This window comes from Pseudomonas alliivorans, assembly GCF_017826695.1.
Classification (GTDB): Bacteria; Pseudomonadota; Gammaproteobacteria; order Pseudomonadales; family Pseudomonadaceae; genus Aquipseudomonas; species Aquipseudomonas alliivorans.
Genome location: NZ_JAFFZW010000009.1, coordinates 47,075 through 72,669 on the forward strand (window position 1 = coordinate 47,075; position 25,595 = coordinate 72,669).

Genomic DNA, 25,595 nt, shown 5'->3' on the forward strand with positions numbered 1-25,595 from the left:
AATGGATTTATTTTTTCTGTTTGTATGGTTCGGCCTGTGCGCCGAGCAGGATGCGCGGCAACGGAAAATTTCCAACTGGCTGACACTGGGTATGGCAATAATAGCGGCCGGTTATCTCCTGTACAGCGGCCAGACATGGTTGGGCGCAGCACTTGGCGAAGCTGGCTGGGCGGCCCTGACCGCTCTGGCACTGACCTTACCGGGCTATGCACTGGGCAAGCTGGGGGCCGGGGATGTCAAACTTCTGACCGCTCTTGCACTGGCCACGGACAGCCTGTACCTGCTGGGCACTTTTATTGGCGCAGGCATTGCAATCGCCCTCTGGAGTGTGTCGGTCGCTACGTTATGGCCCCTTGCAAACCAGCACTTTACGCGCCGTTATTTGCATCTGGCCCCGCAGACGACAAATAAATATCCCTTCTCCCCCTTTCTGTTGATCGGACTTCTGTTAACGGTATTAATTATTCGTCTATCAAAGAATGCACTATTGCCATGTACATAATCACAAAGTACGGCTAGGGTTATTTGCAGGCGCCCATGAAGACCGAAACATAGCAGCCTGCGCCGCATTTAATTCCGCTGAAAGGATTCAGGCTTCAGTTTCCCACTGTTGCTGACCAGCATGGAGTTGCACGTGAACACAGACTCGTCGTTGAAGATATTGGTGGTGGATGATCAACCTCTTGTTGTCGAAGAACTGTGTGAGTACCTCGAAAACAGCGGTTATCACTGTGTGCCCTGCCTTTCCAGTGCGCAGGCCATGGAGCAGTTCAACCGGGACGACAGTATCGGGATCGTCCTGTGTGACCTGGACATGCCAGGCATGAACGGCATCGAAATGGTTGAAGCAATGAAGCGTGCGGGCGGCAGGAAACACCTGTTCGAAGCCATCATGCTCACCGGCAAGGCCGAGAAGAAGGACGTCATCAAGGCGTTGCGTGCCGGGATCGCGGATTACTATCAAAAACCCGTCAATCTGGAGGAGGTACTCGAAGGCGTGCAGCTTCAGGTCGAGGCATTGGGCGAGCGCCAGCGAAACCTTCATCAACTGGGGCTGCTCAACGAAAAGCTCCAGTATCTGGCAGCGTCCATTGACGACCTTTACCAGAATCTCGATCAGACCCGGGCCGGCTCCTCGATTGAAGGAGAGAGAAAGGCTGAAACTGTCGTCGACCACGAGCCGCCGACCCCGGATATAGTTGCCGGGCTGTCGCCCCGCCAGCGCGATGTCGCCAGGCTGGTCGGTACGGGCCAGACCAACTACCAGATTGCCTGCGAACTGGGCATCACTGAAAACACTGTAAAACTCTATGTCTCGCAAGTCCTGCGCCTGACCCGCATGCATAACCGTACGCAACTGGCGCTGGCCCTTTCACCCGGCAATACGAGCGCATGGCAGCGCGCCAGCGTGACCTGACAGCCGGATGACATCAGGCTTCGATTTCAGGAAGCATGACGTGGTACGGCGCGTCCACCAGCGCCGAATGCACCTGATTACGGCCGGCATGCTTGGCGCGATACAGCGCGCTGTCGGCCTGGGCCGCCAGACTCAGGCTGTCATCATGCACACCGAGCGAAACAACGCCCGCGCTGAACGTGCAGAACAGGTCCGCAGGCTGCGCCGGGTAGTGGATTTCCGCGAAACGGTGACGGATTTCCTCCAACACCTGGTGAGCGCTCTGGATATCCGTATCCGGCATGACGATGGCAAACTCCTCTCCCCCGTAACGCCCGATGAAATCGGTCTTGCGCAGGCGTTGCTTGAGAAACAGCGCCAGGCTCTTGATCACCCTGTCACCCATGGGATGTCCGTGGCTGTCGTTGACCTTCTTGAAGTGATCGATATCGAGCATCGCGAAGCACAGCGGCTTGCCTTCGCGGCGCGAACGAAAACTGCAGTCCTCCAGCAATTGCAGGATATGCGTGTGGTTGTAAAGCCCGGTCAGGCTGTCGCGCACCATACGCGCTTTCAGACTGCGGGCCCGAGCGGCGCGGTTGCGCACGGTGGTGATCAGGTGACGCGGCCTGATCGGCTTGGTCAGGAAATCGTCACCCCCTTCACTCATCGCATCCAGTTGCTTGTCCTGATCATCTTCGGCGGACAGATAAATGATCGGCACGCTGACATAACGGTCATTGTGGCGGATGACCTTGGCCAGTTCCGTGCCCGTGCAGCCGGGCATGTACATGTCGAGAATGATCAGGTCGGGCTGGAAGTCGGCCAGTTCAGCCATCGCCTGAATGGGGTCCAGCAAGGTGCGCGTGACGATGCCCGCCGCGTTGAGCACACGCTCGGTGTGCGTCGCCTGCGCACGCGAATCATCAATGATCAGCACCTTGTAAGGCTCGTACTGCGCCACACAGGTGAGGATTTCGATCTTTTCCAGCAGACTCGAAGCCTCCAGCGCGCCGGTCAGAAACTCCTGGCCACCGGCACGCACCGCAGCGAGCCGGGTCGGAGTGTCGGTTTCATTGAGACTGAAGAACAGCAGCGGCAGCTTTTGCTCGAGCCCTTCCTGAACCTGAGACGCCAGCTTCAAGCCCTGACCAAGTCCACTGAAATCGACATCCATGACAATGGCAGCCGGATGGCGGTGGGTCATGGCGGTCTGAAACTCCGACACACTGTGCAACGACAGCGCGGACAGGCCGAAGAATTCCAGTTGCTTGGCCAGCCGCTCTGCCCGCTCATGGTCCTGCAGCACCACATAAACCGGTTTGCGCAGCGGCGGCAGCGCCGTCTGCTCCAGACGATCACCGTGCCGCAGCCCCGTGCGCGACAGGCGCTGCATCAAGCGATTGAGGTCGGTAATGACATTGCTGTTCAAACGACCCCGATTGGCTTCGACCGCATTCAACGCTTCATTGATATCGCGAGCCAGAGCGATATGCTCGGTCTGCTCGAAACGCTCGGCAAAGCGCAACAGCCGCAAGGTTGAATCCTTGAGCTCAGCCATGTCACCGGCCGACCACTCGGATTTTTGCAGCCGCTGCCAGGTTTCAAGGATCTGACGTGCCTGATGAATGACCCGTTGGGCAAAATGGTGCTTCAAGCGATCACGGCTGGGATCTTCGGGCTCGTTCATATCAAGGCTACTTTGGGTTCGCAGAGCGAAACGGTTGATGGCGCTATGCTAGCACCTTCGATACGACACCTGAGTGCCGCAAGTCACTTATTTGACAACAAATAAGTGGCGCTATGCCATTACGTATAACTATCCCTGTATAGCCAATAGCTATCACTGGTTTTTGCGGCCTGCCCGAGCCTGATATCGGGTCTTGGCGAGCCATGCACCGTTTTTTTGTCAGACAACATGTAATCGCCCGGATAAGCGCGTTTTCTGTAGCCCGACGGCGATGACATTACCGGGCAATACCAGCGGCACAATCACGAAAATCCGCCTCGAATACGCTCGTTCATTGCACCTTGAGGTAAGGTTACGGTCGAACGCCACGTAGCATTCAACTCAAGATCGAAAGGACCCCACCATGCTGGATTGGAAAAACCGCGCAGGCAGCGCGGGTGAGCGTACCGCTGATACTGCATCGGTCAAACGACGCGGCTATATGGGCAACCTGTTCTACAGCCGTGCGCTGGGTGCCCTGGTCTTGATTTATCTGCTCGTCTGCCTGGCGGTCGGCTGGTACTGGAGCAAGGAGCCTGCGCTGTTCCCGGTGCAGCAGAATGCCCAGGCCGCCGCCGAGCGCGAAGGCAAACCGATGGTCATCGGCTACACCACGGTCGAAACCCTGAAAAGCGTCGCTCAAACACTGCTGGACAAGCGCGGTGGCTACCTCTCCAACGACCGCATGCCTCCGGGCCTGTGGCTGGACAATATCCCGAGCTGGGAATACGGCGTGCTGGTGCAGGTACGCGATCTGAGCCGTGCGCTGCGCAAGGACTTTGCCCGCTCCCAGTCGCAATCGGCTGAAGACGGCGATCTGGCGCGTGCAGAGCCGCTGTTCAACTTCAACAACCGCAGCTGGATATTGCCGTCCAGCGAGTCGCAGTACACCGATGGCATCAATGCCCTGAGCCGTTATCAGGCGCGTCTGTCCGATCCGAATCAGAAAGGCGCGTTGTTCTACGCCCGTGCCGACAACCTGAACAACTGGCTGGGTGATGTCGGAACCCGTCTGGGCTCGCTGTCGCAACGCCTGTCGGCCAGTGTGGGCCGGGTCAAGCTCAACAGCACGCTGAAAACCGAGTCCATCGCTTCGGTCAAACCGGGTGAAGTACCGCAGGTAGACGAAGAGATCGTCGAAACACCGTGGCTGGAAGTGGACAACGTGTTCTACGAAGCACGCGGTCAGGCTTGGGCACTGTCGCATCTGTTGCGCGCCATCGAAGTGGACTTTGCCGACGTACTGGCCAAGAAAAACGCCACGGTCAGCGTGCGCCAGATCATTCGCGAACTGGAAGCGTCGCAGGAGCCGCTGTGGAGCCCGATGATTCTGAACGGCAGTCCGTTCGGCGTGTTCGCCAACCACTCGCTGGTCATGGCCAACTACATTTCGCGGGCCAATGCCGCGGTCATTGACCTTCGTCAATTGCTGAACCAGGGTTGATGCCGATCCCTTCGAACGAGGCCGCGCACCGCGCCGCCTCGGACGCCGAGCAGATTGCCTGGGTCGACGAGCACGACGCGCTGTTGGGCGCACGCCCGCGGGCCGAACTGCGCGAGCAGGGTCTGATCGGCCGGGGCACGTACATTCTGCTGTTCAACTCGGCGGGCGAGTTGTGCGTACACCGTCGCACGCTGAGCAAGGCTATTTATCCCGGTTACTGGGACGTGGCAGCAGGCGGCATGGTGCAGGCGCATGAAAGCTACGCCGAATCCGCCGCTCGTGAGCTGGAAGAAGAACTGGGTGTGCACGATGTCGCGCTGCAGGCCCATGAACGGTTTTTCTTCGACCAGCCGGCCAACCGGATCTGGTGCGCGGTCTTTTCCGCCGTCTGGGACGGCGCCTTGAAACTGCAGCCGGAGGAAGTCATGGAAGCGCGCTTCATGTCCGTCCCAGAGGTGTTGCGTCAGGCTCAGGAAAAACTGTATTGCCCCGACTCGCTGGCCGCCTTGAAACGCTACCTGAAGCAGGTCGCAAATGTTCAGTAAATTGGCGCATCCAACCCCTTAGCAACTGGCTGTTTTGCCGTTACACTGCGCGACCTTTTCAAACTGGACCGGCCTTGTCGGTCCAATAGCGCTGCCCCTGCCAGAGTGGGGCTTCGCGGTCGATGGCTCCAGCGAGCCCGACCCATCGTCAGTCCTCAACAAGAGGATTTCCCGTGGCTAAAAAAGCCGCTTCCCTCGCCGCCCTGGGTGGCCTGGTATTTTCAACCGACGCCGGGCGTCACTGCCCCGACTGTCGCCAACCTGTTGACGACTGCACCTGCAAACAGACCGCCATTCCCGACGGGGACGGCATTGCCCGCGTTCGTCGCGAGAGCAAAGGTCGCGGGGGCAAAACGGTCACCACCATTACCGGCGTACCGCTGGCTGAAGACGCGCTCAAGGACCTGGCAAAGGCCTTGAAGCAGCGTTGCGGCACAGGGGGATCGCTCAAGGATGGAGTGATCGAGATTCAGGGCGATCACGTCGAACTGCTGCTGGCCGAATTGACCAAAAAAGGCTTCAAGGCGAAAAAGTCGGGCGGTTGACCGAACCCGTCAGCCTGCGAACGGCTGACCGGAACAAATACCGTCATTTCCACTCTTTACACTGCGCCCAGCCGGCTATGAGCTGGCGCTACGACTTCTTTATAGGGGACTTCGATGTCCGTACGACGTACACGCAAAGACGATGGCAGCCAATGGACCGTGGCGGACAGCCGCAGCGTTTATGGCATTCGCCATTGGGGCGCCGGTTATTTTGCGATCAATGAAGCCGGTCGCGTTGAAGTTCGTCCCAATGGGGCTGGCAGTTCGCCTATCGATCTTTACGAACAGGTCGAAGACTTGCGCAAGAGTGGTCTTTCCCTGCCATTACTGGTGCGCTTCCCCGACATTCTGCAGGACCGCGTCCGGCAGTTGACCGGTGCGTTCGACAGCAACATCGCGCGTCTGGAATATCAGAGCCAGTACACCGCGCTCTACCCGATCAAGGTCAACCAGCAGGAAGCCGTGGTCGAGAACATCATCGCCACTCAGAACGTTTCCATTGGTCTGGAAGCGGGCTCCAAACCTGAGCTGATGGCTGTGCTGGCGCTCGCCCCGAAAGGCGGCACCATCGTCTGCAACGGTTACAAGGACCGTGAATTCATCCGTCTGGCGCTGATGGGCCAGAAGCTGGGCCACAACGTTTTCATCGTCATCGAGAAAGAATCCGAAGTCGAACTGGTGATCGAAGAAGCCGCCGAGCTCAAGGTTGCGCCTCAGGTTGGTCTGCGCGTGCGCCTGTCTTCTCTGGCGTCGAGCAAGTGGGCTGACACCGGTGGCGAGAAATCCAAGTTCGGCCTGTCCGCCGCGCAATTGCTCTCGGTGGTCGAGCGCTTCCGCAAGGCCGGTCTGGATCAGGGCATTCGCCTGCTGCACTTCCACATGGGCTCGCAGATCGCCAACCTGGCCGACTACCAGCACGGTTTCAAGGAAGCGATCCGTTATTACGGCGAACTGCGCAACCTCGGCCTGCCGGTGGACCATATCGATGTGGGCGGCGGTCTGGGCGTGGATTACGACGGTACTCACTCGCGTAACGCCAGCTCCATCAACTACGACATGGACGACTACGCCGGTGTCGTGGTCGGCATGCTCAAGGAGTTCTGCGACGCGCAGGGCCTGCCGCATCCGCACATTTTCTCCGAGAGCGGCCGTTCGCTGACTGCCCACCACGCCATGCTGGTGGTGCAGGTCACCGACGTCGAGAAACACAACGATGAAGTGCCTGAAATCGCCGACAAGGAAAGCCTGCCGGAAACCGTGCAATGGCTGGTGGATCTGCTGGGTCCGACCGACATCGAGATGGTCACCGAGACCTACTGGCGCGCGACGCACTACATGAGCGACATCGCGACCCAGTACGCGGACGGCAAGATCACGCTGGCGCAGAAAGCGCTGGGCGAGCAGTGCTACTTCGCGGTCTGCCGCCGCTTGCACAACTCGTTGAAAGCACGTCAACGTTCGCATCGTCAGGTGCTGGATGAACTCAACGACAAGCTGGCCGACAAGTACATCTGCAACTTCTCGGTATTCCAGAGCCTGCCGGACACCTGGGCCATCGGCCAGGTGTTGCCGATCCTGCCGCTGCATCGCCTGGGCGAAGAGCCTGTGCGCCGTGCCGTACTGCAGGACCTTACCTGCGACTCCGACGGCAAGATCAAGCAATACGTCGACGAGCAGAGCATCGAGACAAGCATGCCGGTCCACCCGTTGAACGAAGGCGAGGACTACCTGCTGGGTATCTTCCTGGTGGGCGCGTATCAGGAAATTCTCGGCGACATGCACAACCTGTTTGGTGACACCGACTCGGTGAATATTTACCAGAACCCGGACGGCAGTGTTTACCACGCAGGCATCGAAACCCACGACACCATTGAAGACATGCTGCGCTACGTGCACCTGTCGCCGGAAGAACTGATGACCCACTACCGGGATAAGGTTGCCAGCGCCAAGATCACCCCGCGTGAACGCACCTACTTCCTCGACGCCCTGCGTCTGGGTCTGACCCGCTCTTCCTACCTGTCGTCCTGAACCTGGACGGCTGGTCGTTCCCATCCGGGAACGACCAGCCGTAACAGCCCCATGTAAGCCTCTTCCTGTCAGTCCTGTAGGCAGCTTCCTTTTCTGCGTGCCACCTCTTTACCGCACGGTCTTCTCCGCCAGAATCGCCGACCGCAATTTCGGTAGAGAACACTCCATGCCCGACCCAGCCAGCGCACCCTTCTTTCGTCTGGAGATTGCAAGCCTGCGTCGCCATTTCAGCGTACTGTCCTTCAGCGCCACCGAGGCGATCAGCCAGCCGTACGTGTTCCAGCTGCAGGTCAGCGGTGATGAAGTCGATCTGGCAAGCCTGATGTACACGTCCGTTTTTCTGAGCTTCAACGGTGGCCCGCAAGGGTTTCACGGTCAGATTCAGGGCGCGACACGCGAGCATTACCGACAGGGTCCTGCGTGCTATCGGCTCACTGTTGGCCCGAGGCTGACGTGCCTGGCCCACCGCCACAACCACCGGGTCTTCGAGCAGATGAGCGCGACACAAATCATCGCTCAGGTGCTCAAGGAGCATGGGCTGAAAGACAGTTACCGGTTCGACCTGAAAAAGGAGTGCCAAACGCGCAGAACCTGTTTTCAGCACAACGAGTCCGACCTGATGTTCTTGCAGCGGCTGTGCGCCGAAGAGAGCATTCACTACCACTTCCATCACTACCGACGTCGTCACGAACTGGTGTTCAGTCATGGACTGCGCGGGTTTCGGCGTGCCCCCATTGCGGCCTGGAGTCAGTTCGAGCATCAGCCGCGCGTCACACAGTTTGCCGTGACGCCGACAGGCTCGAACACCGAGGACGACCGCAGGCAGCAGCGTGCGCAAGGTGAAAGCACGCTGCCCTTCGTTACCAGCGGATTGTTGCTGCCGCTGGCCGGACTTCCTGAGCGCGACTGGAACCACATGTGGCTGATCACCGGGGTCGAACACCGCTTCAACGATCAGGCAACAAAGAGCGGCTCGACCAGACAGCCCTATTCGAACCGTTTTCAGGCAGCGCCCTGGGAAGCCGGCTTCGTCTCGGATGCACCCTGGCCATGGCCCGTCGTCGCCAGAATGCAGCGTGCCTGGCTCACGGGTGCTGCGGGCGAATTGCAGGAGCGCGATCCGGACGGACGGGTTCAGGTGCAGTTCGAATGGGCCCGACAGGGTCCCGATGCGCGCCATACGACCTGCTGGCTGCCTGTCGATCCGGCACTGCGACTCTGGAGTCGGGGCGGCGTGCAGGTGGTCGTTGAGTTCAAGGTCAACAATCCGGACAACCCGACGATCATCGCGACCCTGCATTCCGGCGCCGCGACACCTCTGATGCTGCTGGGAGCAGAGGACGTACAAAACACGCCCTGCGTACGACTGCTGCTCGATTGGCAAAGCGTACCGGGTGAAAGCCAGAGACTGAGCCTGGAAGACGGATCGAAAATTTACCTGGAGCGTGACAGCGAGTTGCTGCTGCAGGTTGGCGCCAGTCAGGTCAGGTTCGACTCGGAAGGGATGACACTCATCAGCCCGCGTGTCGTGCTCGACAGCGAACGACCTGCCGGCGAACCGGGTGATGGTGATGAACCAGAGTTCACTTACTAACGTATCGTGGTGATGTAACTATAGAGCGCCAACGCGGTCCGAGCCTGGATTGCCTTATCCGCCCGCCCCTTGATCGAGACTTCACCATGCCCCGAGCGATTTTCCGTACGCTGCTGACTGGTGCCCTGCTGACGCTATTGTCGGGTTGTTCTGTGTTCACAGTGCTCAATACCCTGACCCCTGCCAAGGGTGTTCATGAGGTGCCCGATAGGGCGTACGGCCCGGAGGCGCGTAACCGGCTCGATATCTACGCCCCCGCATCGAACGTCGAACAGGCACCGGTGGTGGTGTTTTTCTACGGTGGCAGCTGGACCCGTGGGGAACGGGCCAACTACGCCTTCGTCGGCAGAGCGCTGGCTGAACGCGGCATCGTGGCCGTCATTGCCGATTACCGGCTGTACCCTGAAGTCAGCTACCCGGACTTCGTCGAAGACTCGGCCAAAGCGGTGGCCTGGACCCGAAAGCACATAAAGACCTACGGCGGCGATCCTGACCGACTGTTTGTGATGGGTCACAGCGCGGGCGCCTACAACGCTGCCATGCTGGCACTCGATCCGCGCTGGCTGGCCAGAGAAGGCGTCTCCAATCACATCATCAGTGGCTGGATCGGTCTGGCCGGTCCCTATGATTTCCTGCCCATCGAAGACCCCGAGATCCAGCGTGCGTTTCTGTTCCCGAACACGCCACGCGACTCGCAACCCATCAACCATATCAACGCTGGATCACCCCCGGCCTTGCTGATGGCATCCAGCAAGGACAAAGAGGTCGACCCGAAACGCAATACCGGCGGGCTGGCCCTGAAACTGCGTGAGGCGGGGCTGCCGGTCCGCGAGCTGTATTTCTCGCACACCACTCACGGCTCGCTGGTCGGCGCCTTCGCCAAACCCCTGCGCAGTCTGGCACCCGTGATCGACGAGGTGGTCATGTTCGTGAACAGCCCACACCCGACGGCGGTAGCGTCCAGCCCGGTGACCGCGCCTTAGCGGACGAACCAGCCGTCATTGCGCGTAAGACGCAGGGCAATGCTGCCCAGACTGATGCCGCGTAAGAGTGTGAATGCCAGAAAGGTCAGCCACAGCGCGTGATTGCCATGGCTGGCCGCCAGATAAGCGACGGGAGCAATGGCCGCTGCGCTGATCAGCATCGCGTTGCGCATCTCACGGGCACGGGTCGCACCGATGAACAGCCCGTCGAGCAGATAGCTCCAGACGGCCAGCAACGGCATCAGCGCCAGATACGGCAGGTACACCATGGCGGTTTCGCGCACTTCAGGAATGTCGGTCTGTAAGCGAATGAACCACTGACCGCCCGCCAGAAACAGCACTGCGAACCCGACGCTGGCAATCAATGACCAGCCTCCGGCCACCACCAGAGAGCGACGCAGGGTTGTTCGGTCGCGCGCACCAATGGCATGGCCGCACAAGGCCTCCACCGCATGAGCCAGTCCGTCCAGCGCGTGGGAAGTCAGCAACAGTCCGTTGAGCAGCAGTGCGTTGGCCGCCACTGTCGCATCGCCCAGCCGGGCGCCCTGCACGGTGATCAAAAACATCACCGATTGCAGCGCCAGCGTGCGCAGAAAGATGTCGCGATTGACCGCCAGCAGCGGTCTCCAGTTGCTCCACAGTTTCAGCGCCGCCCAGGCAATCTGGCCGGGCCAGACCCGCAGCACCCTGCGCGCCAGAATCAGGCCGAGCACGACCCCGGTCCACTCGGCCAGCACAGAGGCCCGCGCGGAGCCGACTACGCCCCAGTCCAGACCGATCACGAACCAGAGATTGAGCGCGATGTTCACCAGGTTCGTGGTCAGCAGAATCGCCAAAGGCGCTCTCGCGTTCTGAGTGCCCAGAAACCAGCCGACCAGCGCATAGCTGGCCAGCGCGGCGGGCAGACCGAACAGTCGGGTGTGAAAGAAATCCAGCGTCATCTGCAGCAGGTCGGCAGACGGTTGCATCATGGCCAGCGCCAGTTGGCTGAAGGGCACGGCGACCACACCCAGCACCAGCGCCAGGCCGACCGCCAGCAGCAGGCCCTGCAACAGAATCTGGCGCAGCGCGGCGCCATCCGAGCGCCCCGCCGCCTGCGCCGCAAAGCCGGTGGTGCCCATACGCAGAAAACCCATCGCCCAGGCCAGAAAGGTATAGAGCGTCGCGCCGACCGCCACCGCGCCCAACTGATGCGCATGCGGCAGATGGCCGATCACCGCGCTGTCGACCAGCGCCACCAGTGGCACGGAGATATTCGACAAGATCATCGGCGCAGCCAGCGCCCAGACCCGACGGTGGGTGGGGCGATGACGCCAATCGTGGAACAAACTGGACATGAGGACTCCCGGCAAGGCGGGCATTGTAGCCAGCGCTGCGCGGGTTTGCCGATGGAAGATTCTGCGAGAGCCATCACACCCATCGCTTCTTACGCTCCGCGTGGGAATGCCGCTCTGGATGCTCCGCGTCCGGGTTGCGCCAGTTGCGAACAAAGTCTCAATCCGAGGGTCTATTCGCGCGCCTTGTAATAAATGTAACCTTGACTGCTATATAGTCTCACCCGTTACAGCCCCCTCTCTATTGCCGTCGATGAGTGCCCAAATGTTCAACAAAGGACTGTTTTTGGCTTGCGCGCTTGCGCTGCTGAGCGCCTGTGATTCTTCAACGTCGCAAAAGCCTGCCCCCGCAGCAGCGCCTACCACCCAAACGACCGCAGCCGAGACCAGACCCAAACCCGCGGTGGATCTGGCGGCGTTGAGCAAGCGCTACGCAGGCCGCGAATTGACAGTTATTGATGTCTCGGAAATCCAGGTCGATGGCGCCAGCACGCTGTCGGTGAGTTTTTCCGTGCCGCTGGACCCGGAACAGAAATTTGGCGAGAAGCTGCACCTGGTGGACAGCAAGAATGGCAAGGTCGATGGCGCCTGGGAGCTGTCCGACAATCTGATGGAGCTGCGTCTGCGCCATCTGGAACCGCAACGCAAACTGGTCCTGACTGTCGATGCCGGTTTGCTGGCCGTCAACAAGGCCAGACTGGCCGCCGAGTTCATCAGCCGTCTGGAAACCCGCGACCTGCAACCGAGCGTGGGCTTTGCCAGCCGTGGCAGCCTGTTGCCGACCCGACTTGCCGAAGGCCTGCCGGTGATCGCGCTGAACGTCGACAAGGTTGATGTCGAATTTTTCCGCGTCAAAGCCGACTCGATGCCCAGCTTCCTGGCTCAGTGGGATGGCGCATCCAGCCTGTCCAGTTACAGCTCCGAAGAACTGCTGCCCATGGCCGACCTGGTGTACGGCGGCCGCTTCGACCTCAAGCCTGCCCGCAACACACGCGAAACGTTGCTGCTGCCGATTGCCGGAATCAAGGCCCTGCAACAACCCGGCGTCTATCTGGCGGTGATGCGTGCCTCAGGCACTTACAGTTACTCGCAGCCTGCGACCCTGTTCACGCTCAGCGATATTGGCCTGTCGGTGCACCGTTACAGCAATCGCCTGGACGTGTTCACCCAGGCGCTGGAAGGCGGCAAGGCCATCAGTGACGTCAACGTCGACGTCTACGATGAAAGCGGCAAGGTGGTCGCTCAAGGCAAGACCGAGGGCGACGGCCACACCCAACTGCCGTTGCCTGCCAAGGCTGCGGTAGTGCTGGCGCACAAGGATAAGCAGACCAGCATGCTGCGTCTGAACAGCTCCGCGCTGGACCTGGCCGAGTTCGACATTTCCGGCCCGCAGGCGCACCCGCTGCAATTCTTCATCTTCGGCCCGCGCGACCTGTATCGCCCAGGCGAAACCGTACTGCTCAACGGCCTGCTGCGCGACAACGACGGCAAGAACGTCAAGCCGCAGCCAATCACCGTCGAAGTACGCCGCCCTGACGATCAGGTCAGCCGCAAGTTTGTCTGGGAAGCCGACAAGGACGGCTTCTATCAGTATCAATTGCATCTCGCCGACGAGGCCCCGACGGGGCGCTGGCAGTTGGTGTTCGACCTGGGCGACGGCAAGCCGCAGCTCTATGAATTCAAGGTCGAAGACTTTTTGCCGGAGCGTCTGGCACTGGAACTCAAGGGCAGCGATGAACCTGTCGCACCCGCAGACAATCCCGAATTCGACATCACTGGCCGCTACCTGTATGGCGCGCCAGCCTCGGGCAATACCCTGACCGGTCAGGTGTACGTGCGCCCGTTGCGTGAAGCCGTGCCTGAACTGCCGGGCTACCAGTTCGGCTCCATCACCGAAGAAGACCTCAGGCACGATGTCGATCTGGAGCCCGTCACCCTCGACCCCAACGGCCACACAACGCTGGCGGTTGAAACCAAATGGTCTGAAGCCAAATCGCCGCTGCAACTGATTTTGCAGGCCAGCCTGCAGGAATCCGGTGGCCGCCCGATCACCCGTCGCCTGGTTCAGCCGATCTGGCCTGCCGAGCAGTTGCCGGGCGTACGTGCGCTGTTCGGCAAGAGCACTGGCGACGATGAGTACGACGAGGACGCCAGCAAGGGCGAAGCGCAGACCGATGGTGACGGCCCGGCCGAGTTCGAAATCGTCATGGCAGACGCTGCGGGCAACAAGCTGGCAGCGGACAACGTCAAGGTGCGTCTGATTCGCGAACGCCGCGACTACTACTGGAACTACTCGGCCGACGATGGCTGGAGCTATCACTTCAACGAGAAATTCCTGAACCTGAACGAGGAAACCGTCAGCCTCAAGAAGGACTCCACGGCCAAAATCAGCTTTCCGGTCGAGTGGGGCCCGTACCGCGTCGAAGTGGAAGACCCATCCACCGGCATGGTCAGCAGCATGCGTTTCTGGGCCGGTTACCGCTGGCAGGACAACACCGACGGCGGCGCGGTCAGACCGGATCAGGTCAAGCTCGCGCTGGACAAACCCGCTTACAACGACGGCGACACCGCCAAAATCACAGTAACGCCTCCTGCCGCAGGCAAGGGTTATCTGCTGGTCGAATCCAGTGAAGGCCCGCTATGGTGGAAGGAAATCGACGTACCGGTGGAAGGCAAGTCGTTCGATATCCCGCTGGACAAGAAGTGGGCACGCCACGACCTGTACGTGACGGCACTGGTGGTGCGTCCCGGCGAGCGCAAGGCCAATGTCACGCCCAAGCGTGCCGTCGGTGTTCTGCACCTGCCGCTGGACCGTTCGCAACGCAAGCTGGCATTGACCGTTACTGCGCCGGAGAAGATGCGTCCCAAGCAACCGCTGAAACTCAAGGTGGCCGCGAAAAACGTCGATGGCAGCGTGCCAAAACAGGTGCACGTGCTGGTTTCGGCCGTGGACGTGGGCATCCTCAACATCACCCGCTATGCCACGCCTGATCCGTTTGCCAGCCTGTTCGGGCGCAAGGAGTACGGCGCCGACCAACTGGACATCTACGGCCAGTTGATCGAAGCCGGTCAGGGTCGTCTGGCCAGTCTCGCTTTTGGTGGTGACGCTCTGGCCAAGGGCGGAAAACGTCCTGACACCAGCGTCACCATCGTGGCCCTGCAAAGTGCACCGGTTACGCTGAACGACGCCGGTGAAGGCGAAGTCAGCGTGGACATCCCGGACTTCAACGGCGAGTTGCGCGTCATGGCGCAGGCCTGGACCGAGGACCGCTATGGCATGGCCGAAGCGAAGACGGTGGTCGCCGCGCCGATCATTGCCGAGCTGTCGACACCGCGCTTCCTGGCCGGTGGCGACCAGACCACAGTGGCGCTGGACGTCTCCAACCTGTCAGGCGCGGCTCAAAAGCTGGACGTGAAGATCAGCGCCGAAGGCCAGTTGAGCATTCCCGGTGGCGATCAGCTCAAGCCACTGCAACTCAAGCAAGGTCAGCGCGTCACCCTGAAAATACCGGTGCTGGCGCAAGGTGGCCTCGGCCAGGGCACGATCAAAGTGCGGGTGGAAGGCCTGAACCTGCCGGGCGAAAACCTGCCTGCGTTTACGCGTGAATGGACCGTCGGCGTGCGCCCGGCCTACCCGGCCCTGCTCAAACATTACCGCGCGACCCTGAACGATCAGCCCTGGAACCTGCCCGAAGGTGCTCTGGAAGCCTTCGAGCCGGCTGGCCGCGAAGCCATGCTGTCGCTGTCGAGTCGTCCGCCGTTGAACCTGGGCGAACAGATCCGGGCGTTGAAGGCCTACCCTTACGGCTGCCTGGAGCAGACCGCGAGCGGGCTGTACCCGTCGCTGTATGCCGACGCCGCCACCCTCAAGCGTCTGGGCCTGACCGGCGAACCGGATGCCGAACGCAAGCGCAAGGTCGAAATCGGTATCGAGCGCCTGCTGGTCATGCAGCGTTACAACGGCAGCTTCGGTCTGTGGAGCTCAGACAGCGAGGAGGAATACTGGCTGACGGCTTACGTCACTGACTTCCTCCTGCGTGCCCGTGATCAGGGCTTTGCCGTCGCGCCGGATTCACTCAAGAAGGCCAACGAGCGTCTGCTGCGTTATTTGCAGGATGCCGGTCAGATCCAGGTCAGCTACAGCCAGAACGCCGAGCACACCCGCTTTGCTGTTCAGGCGTACGCCGGTCTGGTGCTGTCGCGCAGTCAGCAGGCGCCGCTGGCCGCGCTGCGCAGCCTGTTCGATCGCCGCAGTGATGCACGCTCCGGTCTGCCGCTGGTGCAACTGGCCGTCGCGCTGGAAAAAATGGGCGACAAGCCGCGTGCCGATCTGGCGCTCACGGCGGGTCTGGCAATCAACCGCAAGAACGAATGGCTGGCCGACTACGGCAGCTCGTTGCGTGATCAGGCGCTGATTCTGGCGTTGCTGGAAGAAAACGACATGGCCAGGGACAAGCGCGATGAACGCTTGTTTACCCTGGCCGATGAAGTCGCCGCCAATCGCTATCTGTCCACGCAGGAAAGCAACTCGCTGTTCCTGGCCGGTCGCAACCTGCTGAACAAGCCGGACAAGGACTGGGCGGCACAACTCACCAGCGGCACTGACATGCGTGAGCTGAGCAATAAGCAGCCGGCCCTCAAACTCGACGGCCCGCTGCTGGCTTCGCCACTGTCGGTCCACAACGAAGGCAGTGAACCGCTTTATCAGCAACTGACGGTGTCGGGCTACCCGACTCAGGCGCCGGTGGCCGGTGGCGACAACCTCGGTATTCGTCGTGAGTACCTGAGCCTGAGCGGCGCGCCATTGAACGTTGGCGCGTTGAAAACCGGGCAACTGGTGCTGGTGCATCTGGAAATCGGCGCTCGTCAGCGAGTACCTGATGCGCTGGTCGTGGACTTGCTGCCAGCCGGTCTTGAACTGGAAAACCAGAACCTGGCACAAAGTTCGGCCAGCCTGGCAGACGCCAGCGAAGAGGTAAGAACCCTGCGCGAGTCGATGGAGAACGCCGGAATCAAGCATCAGGAATATCGAGGTGACCGCTATGTGGCCGCGCTGGATATCAACGCAGGCACCAGTGTGCACCTGCTGTACCTGGCTCGCGCCGTGACGCCGGGCACCTACCGTGTACCACCGCCGCAGGTGGAGTCGATGTATCGGCCAAACTGGCAGGCTCTGGGTGATGCGCCTGCGCAGATGGTTGTGAAGGGTAAGTGAGGTGCCTTACGTGCCCGCTTGCACAGGGGCACGTTGCCGCGTGAAGGGCTGAATCAGTGAATGATCCAGCTCAGAAGCCACAGGCCCAGTGCCAGCCAGATGATCCCGAGGATGATCGACGCACGCATGAAGGCCCGTACCGCGGAGTACAGCAGCATCAGCCCGATGACCAGCGCCACGATGCTGATCAGCGAGGTGTCCATGCCCAATGTGCGGGACAATCCGTCGACAAAGTTGCCGCCCGCGTTGGTGAAACCGTTGAACAGCCACGCCAGACCGTCGACGAAGAAGCGGATGACCGCGCCGATTGCCTGCCCGAGCCACTCAAAAAAGCCTTCTACCTGCATATGTCCATCCTGATTGGGGCCATGAATAAAATGATCTGTGCGCTTTGGCTGTCGCCAGGCGTATCAGGTTCCGTGGATGATAAAGGCTCTTTGCGTTGAAACCTGAATTTCTTGTGCGTCTCATGACCGTACTCAAGCCTGCACCGGGCTCGCTGCGCACCTCGCGCATCTACCAATGCGTGCGCTGGACGGTGTGTGCCTTGCTACTGTTGATCGCCCTGCTCTGGCTGGCGGACCGCATCTGGCCTCTGCCACTGCCCAGGGACGATCTGGCCCGCGTGGTGCTGGCCGAAGACGGCACGCCGCTGTGGCGCTTTGCCGATGCCAATGGGGTGTGGCGCTACCCGATCAGCAACGATCAGGTGTCGCCGTACTACCTTGAAGCGCTCCTGACCTACGAGGATCGCTGGTTCTACAGCCATCCCGGCGTGAATCCGCTGGCGCTGGTGCGCGCCACCTGGCAGAACGTCACCGGTGCGCGTGTGGTGTCGGGCGGCAGCACGCTGTCGATGCAGGTCGCACGCCTGCTCGATCCGCATTCACGCACGCTGTTCGGCAAGCTGCGCCAGTTGTGGCGCACCGCACAGTTGGAATGGCATTTGTCGAAAGACCAGATCCTCGGTATCTACCTCAACCGCGCTCCGTTCGGTGGCACATTGCAAGGTGTGGCGGCTGCCAGTTGGGCGTATCTTGGCAAATCCCCGCACAACCTGACCCGTGCCGAAGCGGCGCTGCTGGCGGTATTGCCTCAGGCACCGAGTCGTCTGCGCCCGGATCGTCACCCGCAGCGGGCTCAGGCCGCACGGGACAAGGTCCTCAGGCGCCTGGCCGAATTTCACGTGTGGCCGCAAGGCAGTGTGGACGAGGCGCTTGAAGAACCTTTGTGGCTGGCGCCGCGCCAGGAACCGAGCCTTGCTCCGCTGCTGGCCCGGCGTCTGAACCGCCCGAACAGCCCGCCGCTGATTCGAACAACGCTGGACGCCAGCCTGCAACGGCGCATGGAAGACCTGTTGCTGGGCTGGCGCGCACGACTTCCGGAACGCACGTCGGCGGCCATTCTGGTGGTCGAGGCGGACACCATGGCGGTGCGTGCTTACGTGGGTTCGGTGGACATCAACGATGCCAAACGTTTTGGCCATGTGGACATGGTGACGGCGCTGCGCTCACCGGGTTCGACGCTCAAGCCGTTTCTTTACGGCATGGCGATGGACGCCGGGCTGATCCATTCCGAATCGCTGATGCAGGACGTGCCGCGCCGGTATGGTGATTACCGGCCGGGTAACTTTTCGACCGGTTTCGGCGGTCCGGTGGCGGCCAGTTCCGCGCTGTCCATGTCGCTCAATCTGCCAGCGGTGCAACTGCTGGAAGTCTATGGGCCAAAGCGCTTTGCCGCCGAACTGCGCAACGGCGGAGTGCCGCTGACACTGCCGCCGCTGGCGGAGCCCAATCTTGCGCTTATTCTGGGGGGGGCAGGCAGTCGGCTGGAAGATCTGGTGACCGGTTACAGCGCCTTCGCTCGCGGCGGACGCAGTGCAGACGTGCGCTTGCAGCCGCAGGACCGTTTGCGCGAACGACGAATGATGTCGCCCGGCGCAGCATGGATCATTCGGCGGATTCTCAGCGGTCAGTCACGACCTGACATCGACCCTCGGGCCGAACTGGTGCAGCGTCCGCAACTGGCCTGGAAGACCGGCACCAGCTACGGCTTTCGCGATGCCTGGGCGATTGGCGTCGGGCCGCGCTTTCTGGTGGGTGTGTGGATCGGCAGGCCCGACGGCACACCGGTGCCGGGGCAATTCGGGCTGGCGTCGGCAGCGCCACTGATGCTTCAGGTCCACGACGTGCTGGTGAACCGCGACAGCCAGCGCGGCATCGTCGCGCCGGTGCAGCCAGTGCCGATGAACGTCGGCGTGGCGGCCATCTGCTGGCCGCTGGGTCAGCCGATGAGCAAGAGCGACCCGAATTGTCGTCGTCAGCGTTTTGCCTGGACCCTGGATGGCACCACACCGCCCACGCTGCAAGCCGCCGATCAACCGCTGGGGCTGGGGTTACAGGAAAGAATCTGGATCAACGCCAAGGGGCTGCGGGTCGCCCCCGGTTGCCCGGATGCCCAGCCGGAAGACATCGCGCTATGGCCTGCACCGCTTGAGCCCTGGCTCCCCCGAGCCGAACGTCGCGAAGCGCGCCTGCCTGCTGTCGACCCGGATTGCCCGCCACAAAACCTCAACCTGGCGCCGCCGTTGAGCATCGTCGGCGTGCGCGACGGCGACCACCTGCGCCTGCCCGCCGCCAGCCGTCAGGCCTTGCGCCTCAAGCTGTCGGCACTGGGCGGCAGCGGTCGGCGCTGGTGGTTCATCGATGGCGCGCAGGTCGCGGACACCGACAACGAACAGGACTTCACCCCGACCCTGAACCGATTGGGGGGTTATCAACTGAGCGTGCTCGACGAAAGCGGTCAGACGGCGCGGGTGGAGTTCAGCGTGGTGGATTGAGGCTACACGTACAACAAATCCCATGGGAAGCGGCTTGCCGGCGATAACGTCAGGCCCGTCACCGACAGGCCTACTGCCAAAATGCATCGCCGACAAGCCGCCCTCCACAAGGTATGCAGTTATCCAGTGAGAGCTGGTTAGAAAGGGGAACGCTGCTCAAGCGACTTGAGCACGATAAGGCGGTCAGGCACCGGCTCACTGAACCTGAAAGATCTTCGGCTCGGGGAAGAGGTTGTTCAGGGTTTCCAACAGACGCACGTGGTAGATGGGTTTTCGAAACAGGTCAAGCACGTGCAGACGCAGCATGTCACTCACGTCGTCCATGTCGGCATGGCCGGAGGTGACGATCACCGGCAAGTGCTGACGCGAGGTGTGTTCCCGCAGATGTTTGATCAACTGAAGACCGCTTTCCTCGGGCATGCGCAGATCGGTGATCACCAACGCGATGTCCGGATGAAGGGTCAGTTGCTGCAGGGCGATCTTGACCGAGGAAGCCGTGAAGCAGCAGAACCCCTCACCTTCGAGCAATTCCGCCAACTCTTCATTGGCGTCCTCTTCATCGTCGACCAGAAGCAACTGTTGGCGGGTAGGCTGGACGGCCATCGTGAATACCTTTAAGCATGAGTCGTCGCGAGCAGGATATCCAGATTTCCCCGTGCGAAAAAGAGCAGCGCGGACAATGACCGTTCAAATCACAACGCATTCTGGATATTGGTAAACATCGTAGTGATCCTGCCACTGATGGCCGGTACAAACGCAACGAGCGCAACCGCGACCATTGCCGCCAGCAAGGCGTACTCAATACCCGAAGCACCCTCCTGATCCTTGATGAAGGTTCTGATGCGAGTGTGACACTCAACATAAAGCGCCGTAAGGAACATCTTATTTCTCCTTGCGCCCCGAAGGGCGCGACATGCATACACATGTGAAACCGTCTGCACTTACAGCATTGTCTCCATTCCCCAAACCCACAATCGTAATAAAGCATTAGTCGAAAAGTGATAGGCGACGTGATGCATGCCTTGCTGAGAGACTCGCCAGACCATGCCACGAGCGGCTCTATGGGAGCTCGTCCAGGAGCGCAACCCGACGACAGTGTGGGTATTACCGATTAGCCCTCGAATGGCGCTTTGAGGGCATTGGGCTACTTTCATAGAACGAAATGGATACGTTCATCCTTGCGCGCTCGCTCAGTTCACGCAAGCGCTTGAGGTTGTCGTGCGATGACAAAGGGAAAGTTGCCATGAGCAGTCGTATCACCATGGTGCTCGCCGTGCTGTTTTTGCTGGGTGCGATCATCGCCGGGTATCTGGGAATCATTGTCAGCAGGCAACCTGAAGCTGCGCCGCCCGTCGCTGCTCCACAGACTGCAGCAGAGCCGGCCACAGCGCTGCCTGCTGCACCGTCACCGGCAACGGCGCCGATGGAGGATGCCCTGCGCCAGAGCGTCGTTGTGCTGGCCCGGGATGTTCCGGCGTACACGCCGATCACGGCGGATGACTTGACGGTGGAGCGCCTCAAGGTCGCGCCCGTCGGCAGCTTCGATTCGATCGAACCTGTCATTGGACGGATGAGCTGGCGTACGCTGAGCGCTGGAGCCTGGCTGAACGAAAGCATCTTCGACGTCGGAGGCGCGCTGGCCCGCATGATCCGCCCTCAGGAACGTGCGCTGGCGCTGTCAGTGGATGAAGTCACGGGCGCAGCCGGCCAGTTGAGCCCCGGCGACTACGTGGATGTGCTGCTGTTCTTGCCGACCGATGCCGATAACCCTCGCCGCTCCAGTCAGGTCGCGATCCCCGCGCTGCGGGTCCTGAGCGTTGGCGAACTGCTCGGGCCGGACCTCGACGGCAAGCCGGTCGATGCCATCAGCGCCAGTGACCGTATCAAGCAGGAAGAACGCCGTGCCACTGCTCGTACCGTGGTGGTTGCCGTACCGCAGGCTCTGCTCGCCCGCCTGATGCTTGCCACGCAGAGCGGCGTGCTGCGTCTGGCCGTGCGCAGCGCGTCCGAGGGCAACCTGCAGGATTACTGGGCCAGCGAGAGCACAACCCGCGCCGTGGCCGAGCGGCTGGATTCAGCCAATCGCCAGATGGTCAGTTTCAGCCAGTTGAGCCTGAGTTCGCCAGCCAACCCCATTCAGACCGGTGCACCTCGTGCCCGGCATGCCGTCGAGGTAATACGCGGTAACCAGATCACGCAACAAACTCCCTGATTGAGCAAGGATTGCCATTGATGAGCTGTTGTTCCCTGCCTGTTGCAAAACCCGGATTGCTGGCGTTGCTGCTGACTGCCCTCTCCGCCCCGACAGCCTGGGCTGCGCCTGAGACGTGTGCCGGCCTCAGTGCGCTGCCCGCCGTGGTGGAAGTCAGCCAGGGTGTGCAGCAGAACGTTCAGTCGCCGGTAGCCATTACCCGAATTGCCGTGGGCGATCCGAAAATCGCCGATGTGCATGTGAGCAGCAACGACGGTTTTCTGCTCACCGGCGTTGCCCCCGGCACGACCAGCCTGATGGTCTGGACAGACTGTTCCAAGGCCCCGCGCCAGAGCATGGTGTTCGTGCGTGGCCGGGCAACCGCTTCGATGGTGGACGCACAACCTCTGCCCTCCGCCGATGCGCAGTTGCCCAGTCAGGTTCAGACCGACATCCGTTTCATCGAAGTGAGCCGCCGCAAACTCAAGGAAGCAAGCACCTCGATCTTCGGCAAGGGCTCGAACAACTTCCTGTTCGGCGCGCCCGGCACGGTGCCGGGCGTGAACGTGACACCGGGCACCGTCAGCGGTACAAGGCCTAGCATTCCGCTGAACAACGACACCTTCAACATCGTCTGGGGCGGTGGCAGCAGCAAAGTACTGGGCATGATCAACGCCATGGAAAACAGCGGCTTCGCCTACACGCTGGCGCGCCCGAGCCTGGTGGCTCTCAACGGACAGAGCGCAAGCTTTCTGGCTGGGGGCGAGTTTCCCGTTCCAGTGCCCAATGGCGAAGGCAACGGCATCTCCATCGAGTACAAGGAGTTCGGCGTGCGCCTGACCCTGACGCCGACCGTGGTGGGCCGCGACCGGATTCTGCTCAAAGTCGCTCCAGAGGTCAGCGAACTGGACTTTTCCGCAGGCATCACCATCGCAGGGACCACTGTTCCGGCGCTGAACATTCGGCGTACCGACACCAGCATCTCACTGGCTGACGGCGAAAGCTTCGTGATCAGCGGTCTGATCAGCTCCAGTAACGTCTCGTCTGTGGACAAGTTTCCCGGCCTCGGCGATATCCCGGTGCTTGGGGCATTCTTTCGCAGTTCGCAGATCCAGCGTGACGAGCGCGAACTGCTGATGATCGTCACTCCGCATCTCGTCCAGCCACTGGCTGCCAACGCGCAACTGCCGTCGTTGCCCGGCGAAGGCCTGCGCAACTACGACCCCAGCTTTTTACGCATGTACTTCATGGAAAACGGCGACTTCGATCGCCGGGGCGGATTGTCCCAATGAGTCAGAGCCTGAGCCAGACGTTTCTGGCAATCACCCGCAACACCACCGATCTTGAATGGCTGCAAGGCGCGCTGGGCTCACTGGGCCAGGTGGTCAGCGCGGGCACCGGCAGCCTGGACGATCTGCTGGCGCTGGTGGATGTTACCTTCGCCAGCGTGGTGTTCGTGGGCCTGGACCGGGAGCACCTGATGAACCAGAGCGCGCTGATCGAGGGCGCACTGGAAGCCAAACCGATGCTGGCGATTGTGGCGCTGGGCGATGGCATGGATAACCAACTGGTGCTCAACGCCATGCGCGCCGGGGCGAGGGATTTCGTCGCCTATGGTTCCCGCTCCAGCGAAGTGGCCGGTCTGGTTCGGCGCTTGAGCAAGCGCTTGCCCGCCGTAGCGCCCAATCCCAACATGAGCGGGCTGTCGATGCTGTATGGCGCGCAAAGTGATGGCGACGGTGCCTTGATCGCCACGCACCTGGCCATGACGGTACAGAAAAGCGGACAGCGCGCCCTGCTGCTGGACCTGGGTCTGCCGCGCGGTGACAGCCTGGCGATGCTCGGTCTGGAATCGTCGTTCAGTTTCGGCGATGCCCTGCGTCACTTGCGCAGGCTGGATGCAACGCTGATCGACAGCGCCTTCACGACACACGAGAGCGGTCTGCGAATCCTCGCCTACACCGAAGCCGATGATCATCTGGAGCAATCCAGCGCCGCGGAGCTGTACATGCTGCTTAGCGCCCTGCGTCAGCACTTTCAGCACGTGATCGTGAATCTGGTCGGCCAGCCGGACAGCGAAGCGTTGCGCACCCTGGTCAGCCACTGCGACCAGTTGCTGTGGTACACGGACCAGAGCGTGCTGGGCTGTCGACGCAACCTCACTGTGCTGAACCTGTGGCGGGAAAAAGGCATGAAGCTGCAACACGCAGGGCTGCTGGTCGACCGCTACCTGCGTTCAGTCGCGCCCAACTCGGACACCATCGGCAAGACCTTTGGCCTGCCAATACGCGCTGTGCTGCCGTATGCCCCGGAATTGCGTCTCAACGCCAAGAACCAGGGGCTGACGCTGTTCGAGCTGGCCTCGCGTGATTCGCTGTGTTCCGGGCTGCGCAAACTGGGCGAGCACCTCATAAGCAACGCCGACGCCCATGACAAACCCGAACAAGGCTGGCTGGCCCGGCTGTGGGAGAACAGGTAATGCCGGAAAAACTGTTTGGCGTCTCCTCGCGTTCGCAAACCGGTGCCGATGATGGGCAGGGCCTGAAACTGGTGCTGCACCGTTACATCATTGACGGCATCGAAGAAAGCGGCAAAAACCTGCTGGAGGGTTCAAGGCCGGTTCTGGCGCAGTTTGTCATCGACAAGGTCGCCGAATACGTCGCACGCCTGAGGCTGGCGATTTCGCGTTATGAGATGGAGCGTCTCGCCGAAGAATTGGTGGATGAACTGACGGGCTTCGGCCCGCTGGAAGTCCTGTTGCGCGACAACTCGGTGACGGAAATCCTCGTCAACGGGCCAGGCAAAGTCTTTGTCGAACGTGACGGCGTGCTGCACCACACCGACCTGCGCTTCATCGACTCGCACCACGTCGAGCGCGTCATGCAGCGCATTCTTGCCCCGCTCGGGCGCAGGCTCGACGAGTCTTCCCCCATGGTGGATGCCCGACTTCCCGATGGCAGCCGGGTCAACGCGATCATCCCGCCCATTGCCCTGGACGGGCCATGCCTGTCGATCCGGAAATTTCGTCGCGAGATGTTCAAGAGTGCCGATCTGGTGGCGATGCAGACCATCGACCAGCCGATTTTCGACTTCTTCGCCGAGGCTGTGGGCAAGCGCTGCAACATACTGGTCAGCGGCGGGACCGGCACGGGCAAGACCACCCTGCTCAACGTGCTCAGCCAGTTGATCGACACGCACCAGCGTCTGGTGACTATCGAGGACGTGGCCGAACTCCAGCTTGATCACCCCCACGTTGTGCGTCTGGAAACCCGCCCGCCCAATGCCGAGGGCCATGGAGAAGTAAGAGCCAGCGACCTGATCCGCAACTCGCTGCGGATGCGCCCGGACCGCATCATTCTTGGCGAGATCCGTGGCGTCGAGGTGCTGGACGTACTGACCGCCATGAACACCGGTCACGACGGTTCGATGAGTACGGTGCACGCCAACAATGCCCAGGACGCCCTGCTGCGCCTCGAAACACTGGTGGGCCTGACCGGTCGGCAGATTCCGGAAAAGACGCTCAGGCAAATGATCTGCGCGGCACTGGACGTGATCATTCAGTTGACGCGCCTGCCCGACGGACGCCGCGCAGTCAGCGAGGTGGTGGAAGTGGTGGGCATCCGTGACGACGTCTATGTCACCAACACCCTGTTCCGGCTGGATCGCCGCACCGGATTCGGATTTCAGCGCGAGGCGATGCATGCAGCCGGCGAAAAACTGCGACCCGGATACTGAGACCAAGGAGCCCCTGA

Annotated in this window: 19 protein-coding genes; 14 read left to right on the forward strand and 5 right to left on the reverse strand. The window is 61.1% G+C overall.

What is annotated here, in order from left to right; genetic code table 11:
* The first annotated feature begins 1 nt into the window (after position 1).
* Both JTJ32_RS20855 and JTJ32_RS20860 read left to right on the forward strand, forming a co-directional pair.
* Positions 2-502: a prepilin peptidase gene (locus JTJ32_RS20855; protein WP_210043172.1), complete on the forward strand. Its 501-nt coding sequence runs from the start codon at positions 2-4 to the stop codon at positions 500-502.
* A 120-nt stretch (positions 503-622) separates the two neighbouring features.
* Complete coding sequence (locus JTJ32_RS20860) at positions 623-1,417, forward strand: response regulator transcription factor (protein ID WP_210043173.1); 795 nt, start codon at positions 623-625, stop codon at positions 1,415-1,417.
* Between the two features lie 13 nt (positions 1,418-1,430).
* Here the strand turns inward: JTJ32_RS20860 and JTJ32_RS20865 are convergent, their stop codons facing one another.
* Complete coding sequence (locus JTJ32_RS20865; protein ID WP_210043175.1) at positions 1,431-3,086, reverse strand: response regulator; 1,656 nt, start codon at positions 3,084-3,086, stop codon at positions 1,431-1,433.
* A 403-nt stretch (positions 3,087-3,489) separates the two neighbouring features.
* Here JTJ32_RS20865 and JTJ32_RS20870 point away from each other — a divergent pair, with 403 nt between their 5' ends.
* The 6 genes from JTJ32_RS20870 to JTJ32_RS20895 all read left to right on the forward strand — a co-directional run bounded on the left by JTJ32_RS20870 (position 3,490) and on the right by JTJ32_RS20895 (position 10,264).
* A complete protein-coding gene (locus tag JTJ32_RS20870; protein ID WP_099227053.1) occupies positions 3,490-4,569 on the forward strand; it encodes a DUF2333 family protein in 1,080 nt (359 codons plus the stop codon).
* Positions 4,569-5,114 (forward strand): NUDIX hydrolase, encoded by a 546-nt coding sequence (locus JTJ32_RS20875; protein ID WP_210043176.1) that lies wholly within the window; start codon positions 4,569-4,571, stop codon positions 5,112-5,114. Before JTJ32_RS20870 ends, JTJ32_RS20875 begins: the two co-directional genes overlap by 1 nt.
* Before the next feature lie 173 nt (positions 5,115-5,287).
* On the forward strand, positions 5,288-5,659 hold the full coding sequence (locus JTJ32_RS20880) for a translation initiation factor Sui1 (RefSeq protein ID WP_099227055.1): 372 nt from the start codon (positions 5,288-5,290) through the stop codon (positions 5,657-5,659).
* Positions 5,660-5,773: 114 nt separating this feature from the next.
* A complete protein-coding gene (gene speA / locus JTJ32_RS20885) occupies positions 5,774-7,687 on the forward strand; it encodes an arginine decarboxylase (protein ID WP_004882932.1) in 1,914 nt (637 codons plus the stop codon).
* Between the two features lie 166 nt (positions 7,688-7,853).
* Complete coding sequence (locus JTJ32_RS20890; protein WP_210043177.1) at positions 7,854-9,281, forward strand: type VI secretion system Vgr family protein; 1,428 nt, start codon at positions 7,854-7,856, stop codon at positions 9,279-9,281.
* Positions 9,282-9,367: 86 nt separating this feature from the next.
* Positions 9,368-10,264 (forward strand): alpha/beta hydrolase, encoded by an 897-nt coding sequence (locus JTJ32_RS20895; protein WP_210043178.1) that lies wholly within the window; start codon positions 9,368-9,370, stop codon positions 10,262-10,264.
* Here JTJ32_RS20895 and JTJ32_RS20900 read toward each other — a convergent pair.
* Positions 10,261-11,601, reverse strand: coding sequence for an MATE family efflux transporter (locus JTJ32_RS20900; protein WP_099227058.1), 1,341 nt, complete (start codon positions 11,599-11,601; stop codon positions 10,261-10,263). The genes JTJ32_RS20895 and JTJ32_RS20900 overlap by 4 nt on opposite strands.
* Before the next feature lie 262 nt (positions 11,602-11,863).
* On the opposite strand from JTJ32_RS20900, the gene JTJ32_RS20905 reads away from it, so the two are divergent.
* Positions 11,864-16,813 (forward strand): alpha-2-macroglobulin family protein, encoded by a 4,950-nt coding sequence (locus JTJ32_RS20905; protein WP_210043179.1) that lies wholly within the window; start codon positions 11,864-11,866, stop codon positions 16,811-16,813.
* 53 nt (positions 16,814-16,866) lie between these two features.
* Here JTJ32_RS20905 and JTJ32_RS20910 read toward each other — a convergent pair whose 3' ends face one another.
* The gene (locus JTJ32_RS20910; RefSeq protein ID WP_099227060.1) at positions 16,867-17,160 is read right to left on the reverse strand and encodes a hypothetical protein; all 294 of its coding nucleotides are present in this window, start codon (positions 17,158-17,160) and stop codon (positions 16,867-16,869) included.
* A 95-nt stretch (positions 17,161-17,255) separates the two neighbouring features.
* On the opposite strand from JTJ32_RS20910, the gene pbpC reads away from it, so the two are divergent.
* Positions 17,256-19,652, forward strand: coding sequence for a peptidoglycan glycosyltransferase PbpC (gene pbpC, locus JTJ32_RS20915; RefSeq protein WP_408004613.1), 2,397 nt, complete (start codon positions 17,256-17,258; stop codon positions 19,650-19,652).
* Between the two features lie 195 nt (positions 19,653-19,847).
* Here the strand turns inward: pbpC and JTJ32_RS20920 are convergent, their stop codons facing one another.
* Together JTJ32_RS20920 and JTJ32_RS20925 are read right to left on the reverse strand one after the other, a co-directional pair.
* The gene (locus tag JTJ32_RS20920) at positions 19,848-20,255 is read right to left on the reverse strand and encodes a response regulator (protein ID WP_099227061.1); all 408 of its coding nucleotides are present in this window, start codon (positions 20,253-20,255) and stop codon (positions 19,848-19,850) included.
* An 89-nt stretch (positions 20,256-20,344) separates the two neighbouring features.
* Positions 20,345-20,533, reverse strand: coding sequence for a Flp family type IVb pilin (locus tag JTJ32_RS20925; protein WP_184323504.1), 189 nt, complete (start codon positions 20,531-20,533; stop codon positions 20,345-20,347).
* A 362-nt stretch (positions 20,534-20,895) separates the two neighbouring features.
* Here JTJ32_RS20925 and cpaB point away from each other — a divergent pair, with 362 nt between their 5' ends.
* From cpaB to JTJ32_RS20945, 4 genes are read left to right on the forward strand one after another with little or no spacing between them, the layout of a single operon-like run.
* Positions 20,896-21,864, forward strand: a complete 969-nt coding sequence (gene cpaB, locus JTJ32_RS20930) for a Flp pilus assembly protein CpaB (RefSeq protein WP_210043180.1) — start codon at positions 20,896-20,898, stop codon at positions 21,862-21,864.
* Between the two features lie 20 nt (positions 21,865-21,884).
* Positions 21,885-23,135 (forward strand): type II and III secretion system protein family protein, encoded by a 1,251-nt coding sequence (locus tag JTJ32_RS20935; protein ID WP_210043181.1) that lies wholly within the window; start codon positions 21,885-21,887, stop codon positions 23,133-23,135.
* The gene (locus JTJ32_RS20940; protein ID WP_099227065.1) at positions 23,132-24,322 is read left to right on the forward strand and encodes a CpaE/TadZ family protein; all 1,191 of its coding nucleotides are present in this window, start codon (positions 23,132-23,134) and stop codon (positions 24,320-24,322) included. The genes JTJ32_RS20935 and JTJ32_RS20940 overlap by 4 nt, the downstream gene beginning before the upstream one ends.
* Entirely contained in the window at positions 24,322-25,578 is a 1,257-nt protein-coding gene (locus JTJ32_RS20945) for a TadA family conjugal transfer-associated ATPase (protein WP_099227066.1), read from the forward strand. Before JTJ32_RS20940 ends, JTJ32_RS20945 begins: the two co-directional genes overlap by 1 nt.
* Positions 25,579-25,595: the final 17 nt, after the last annotated feature.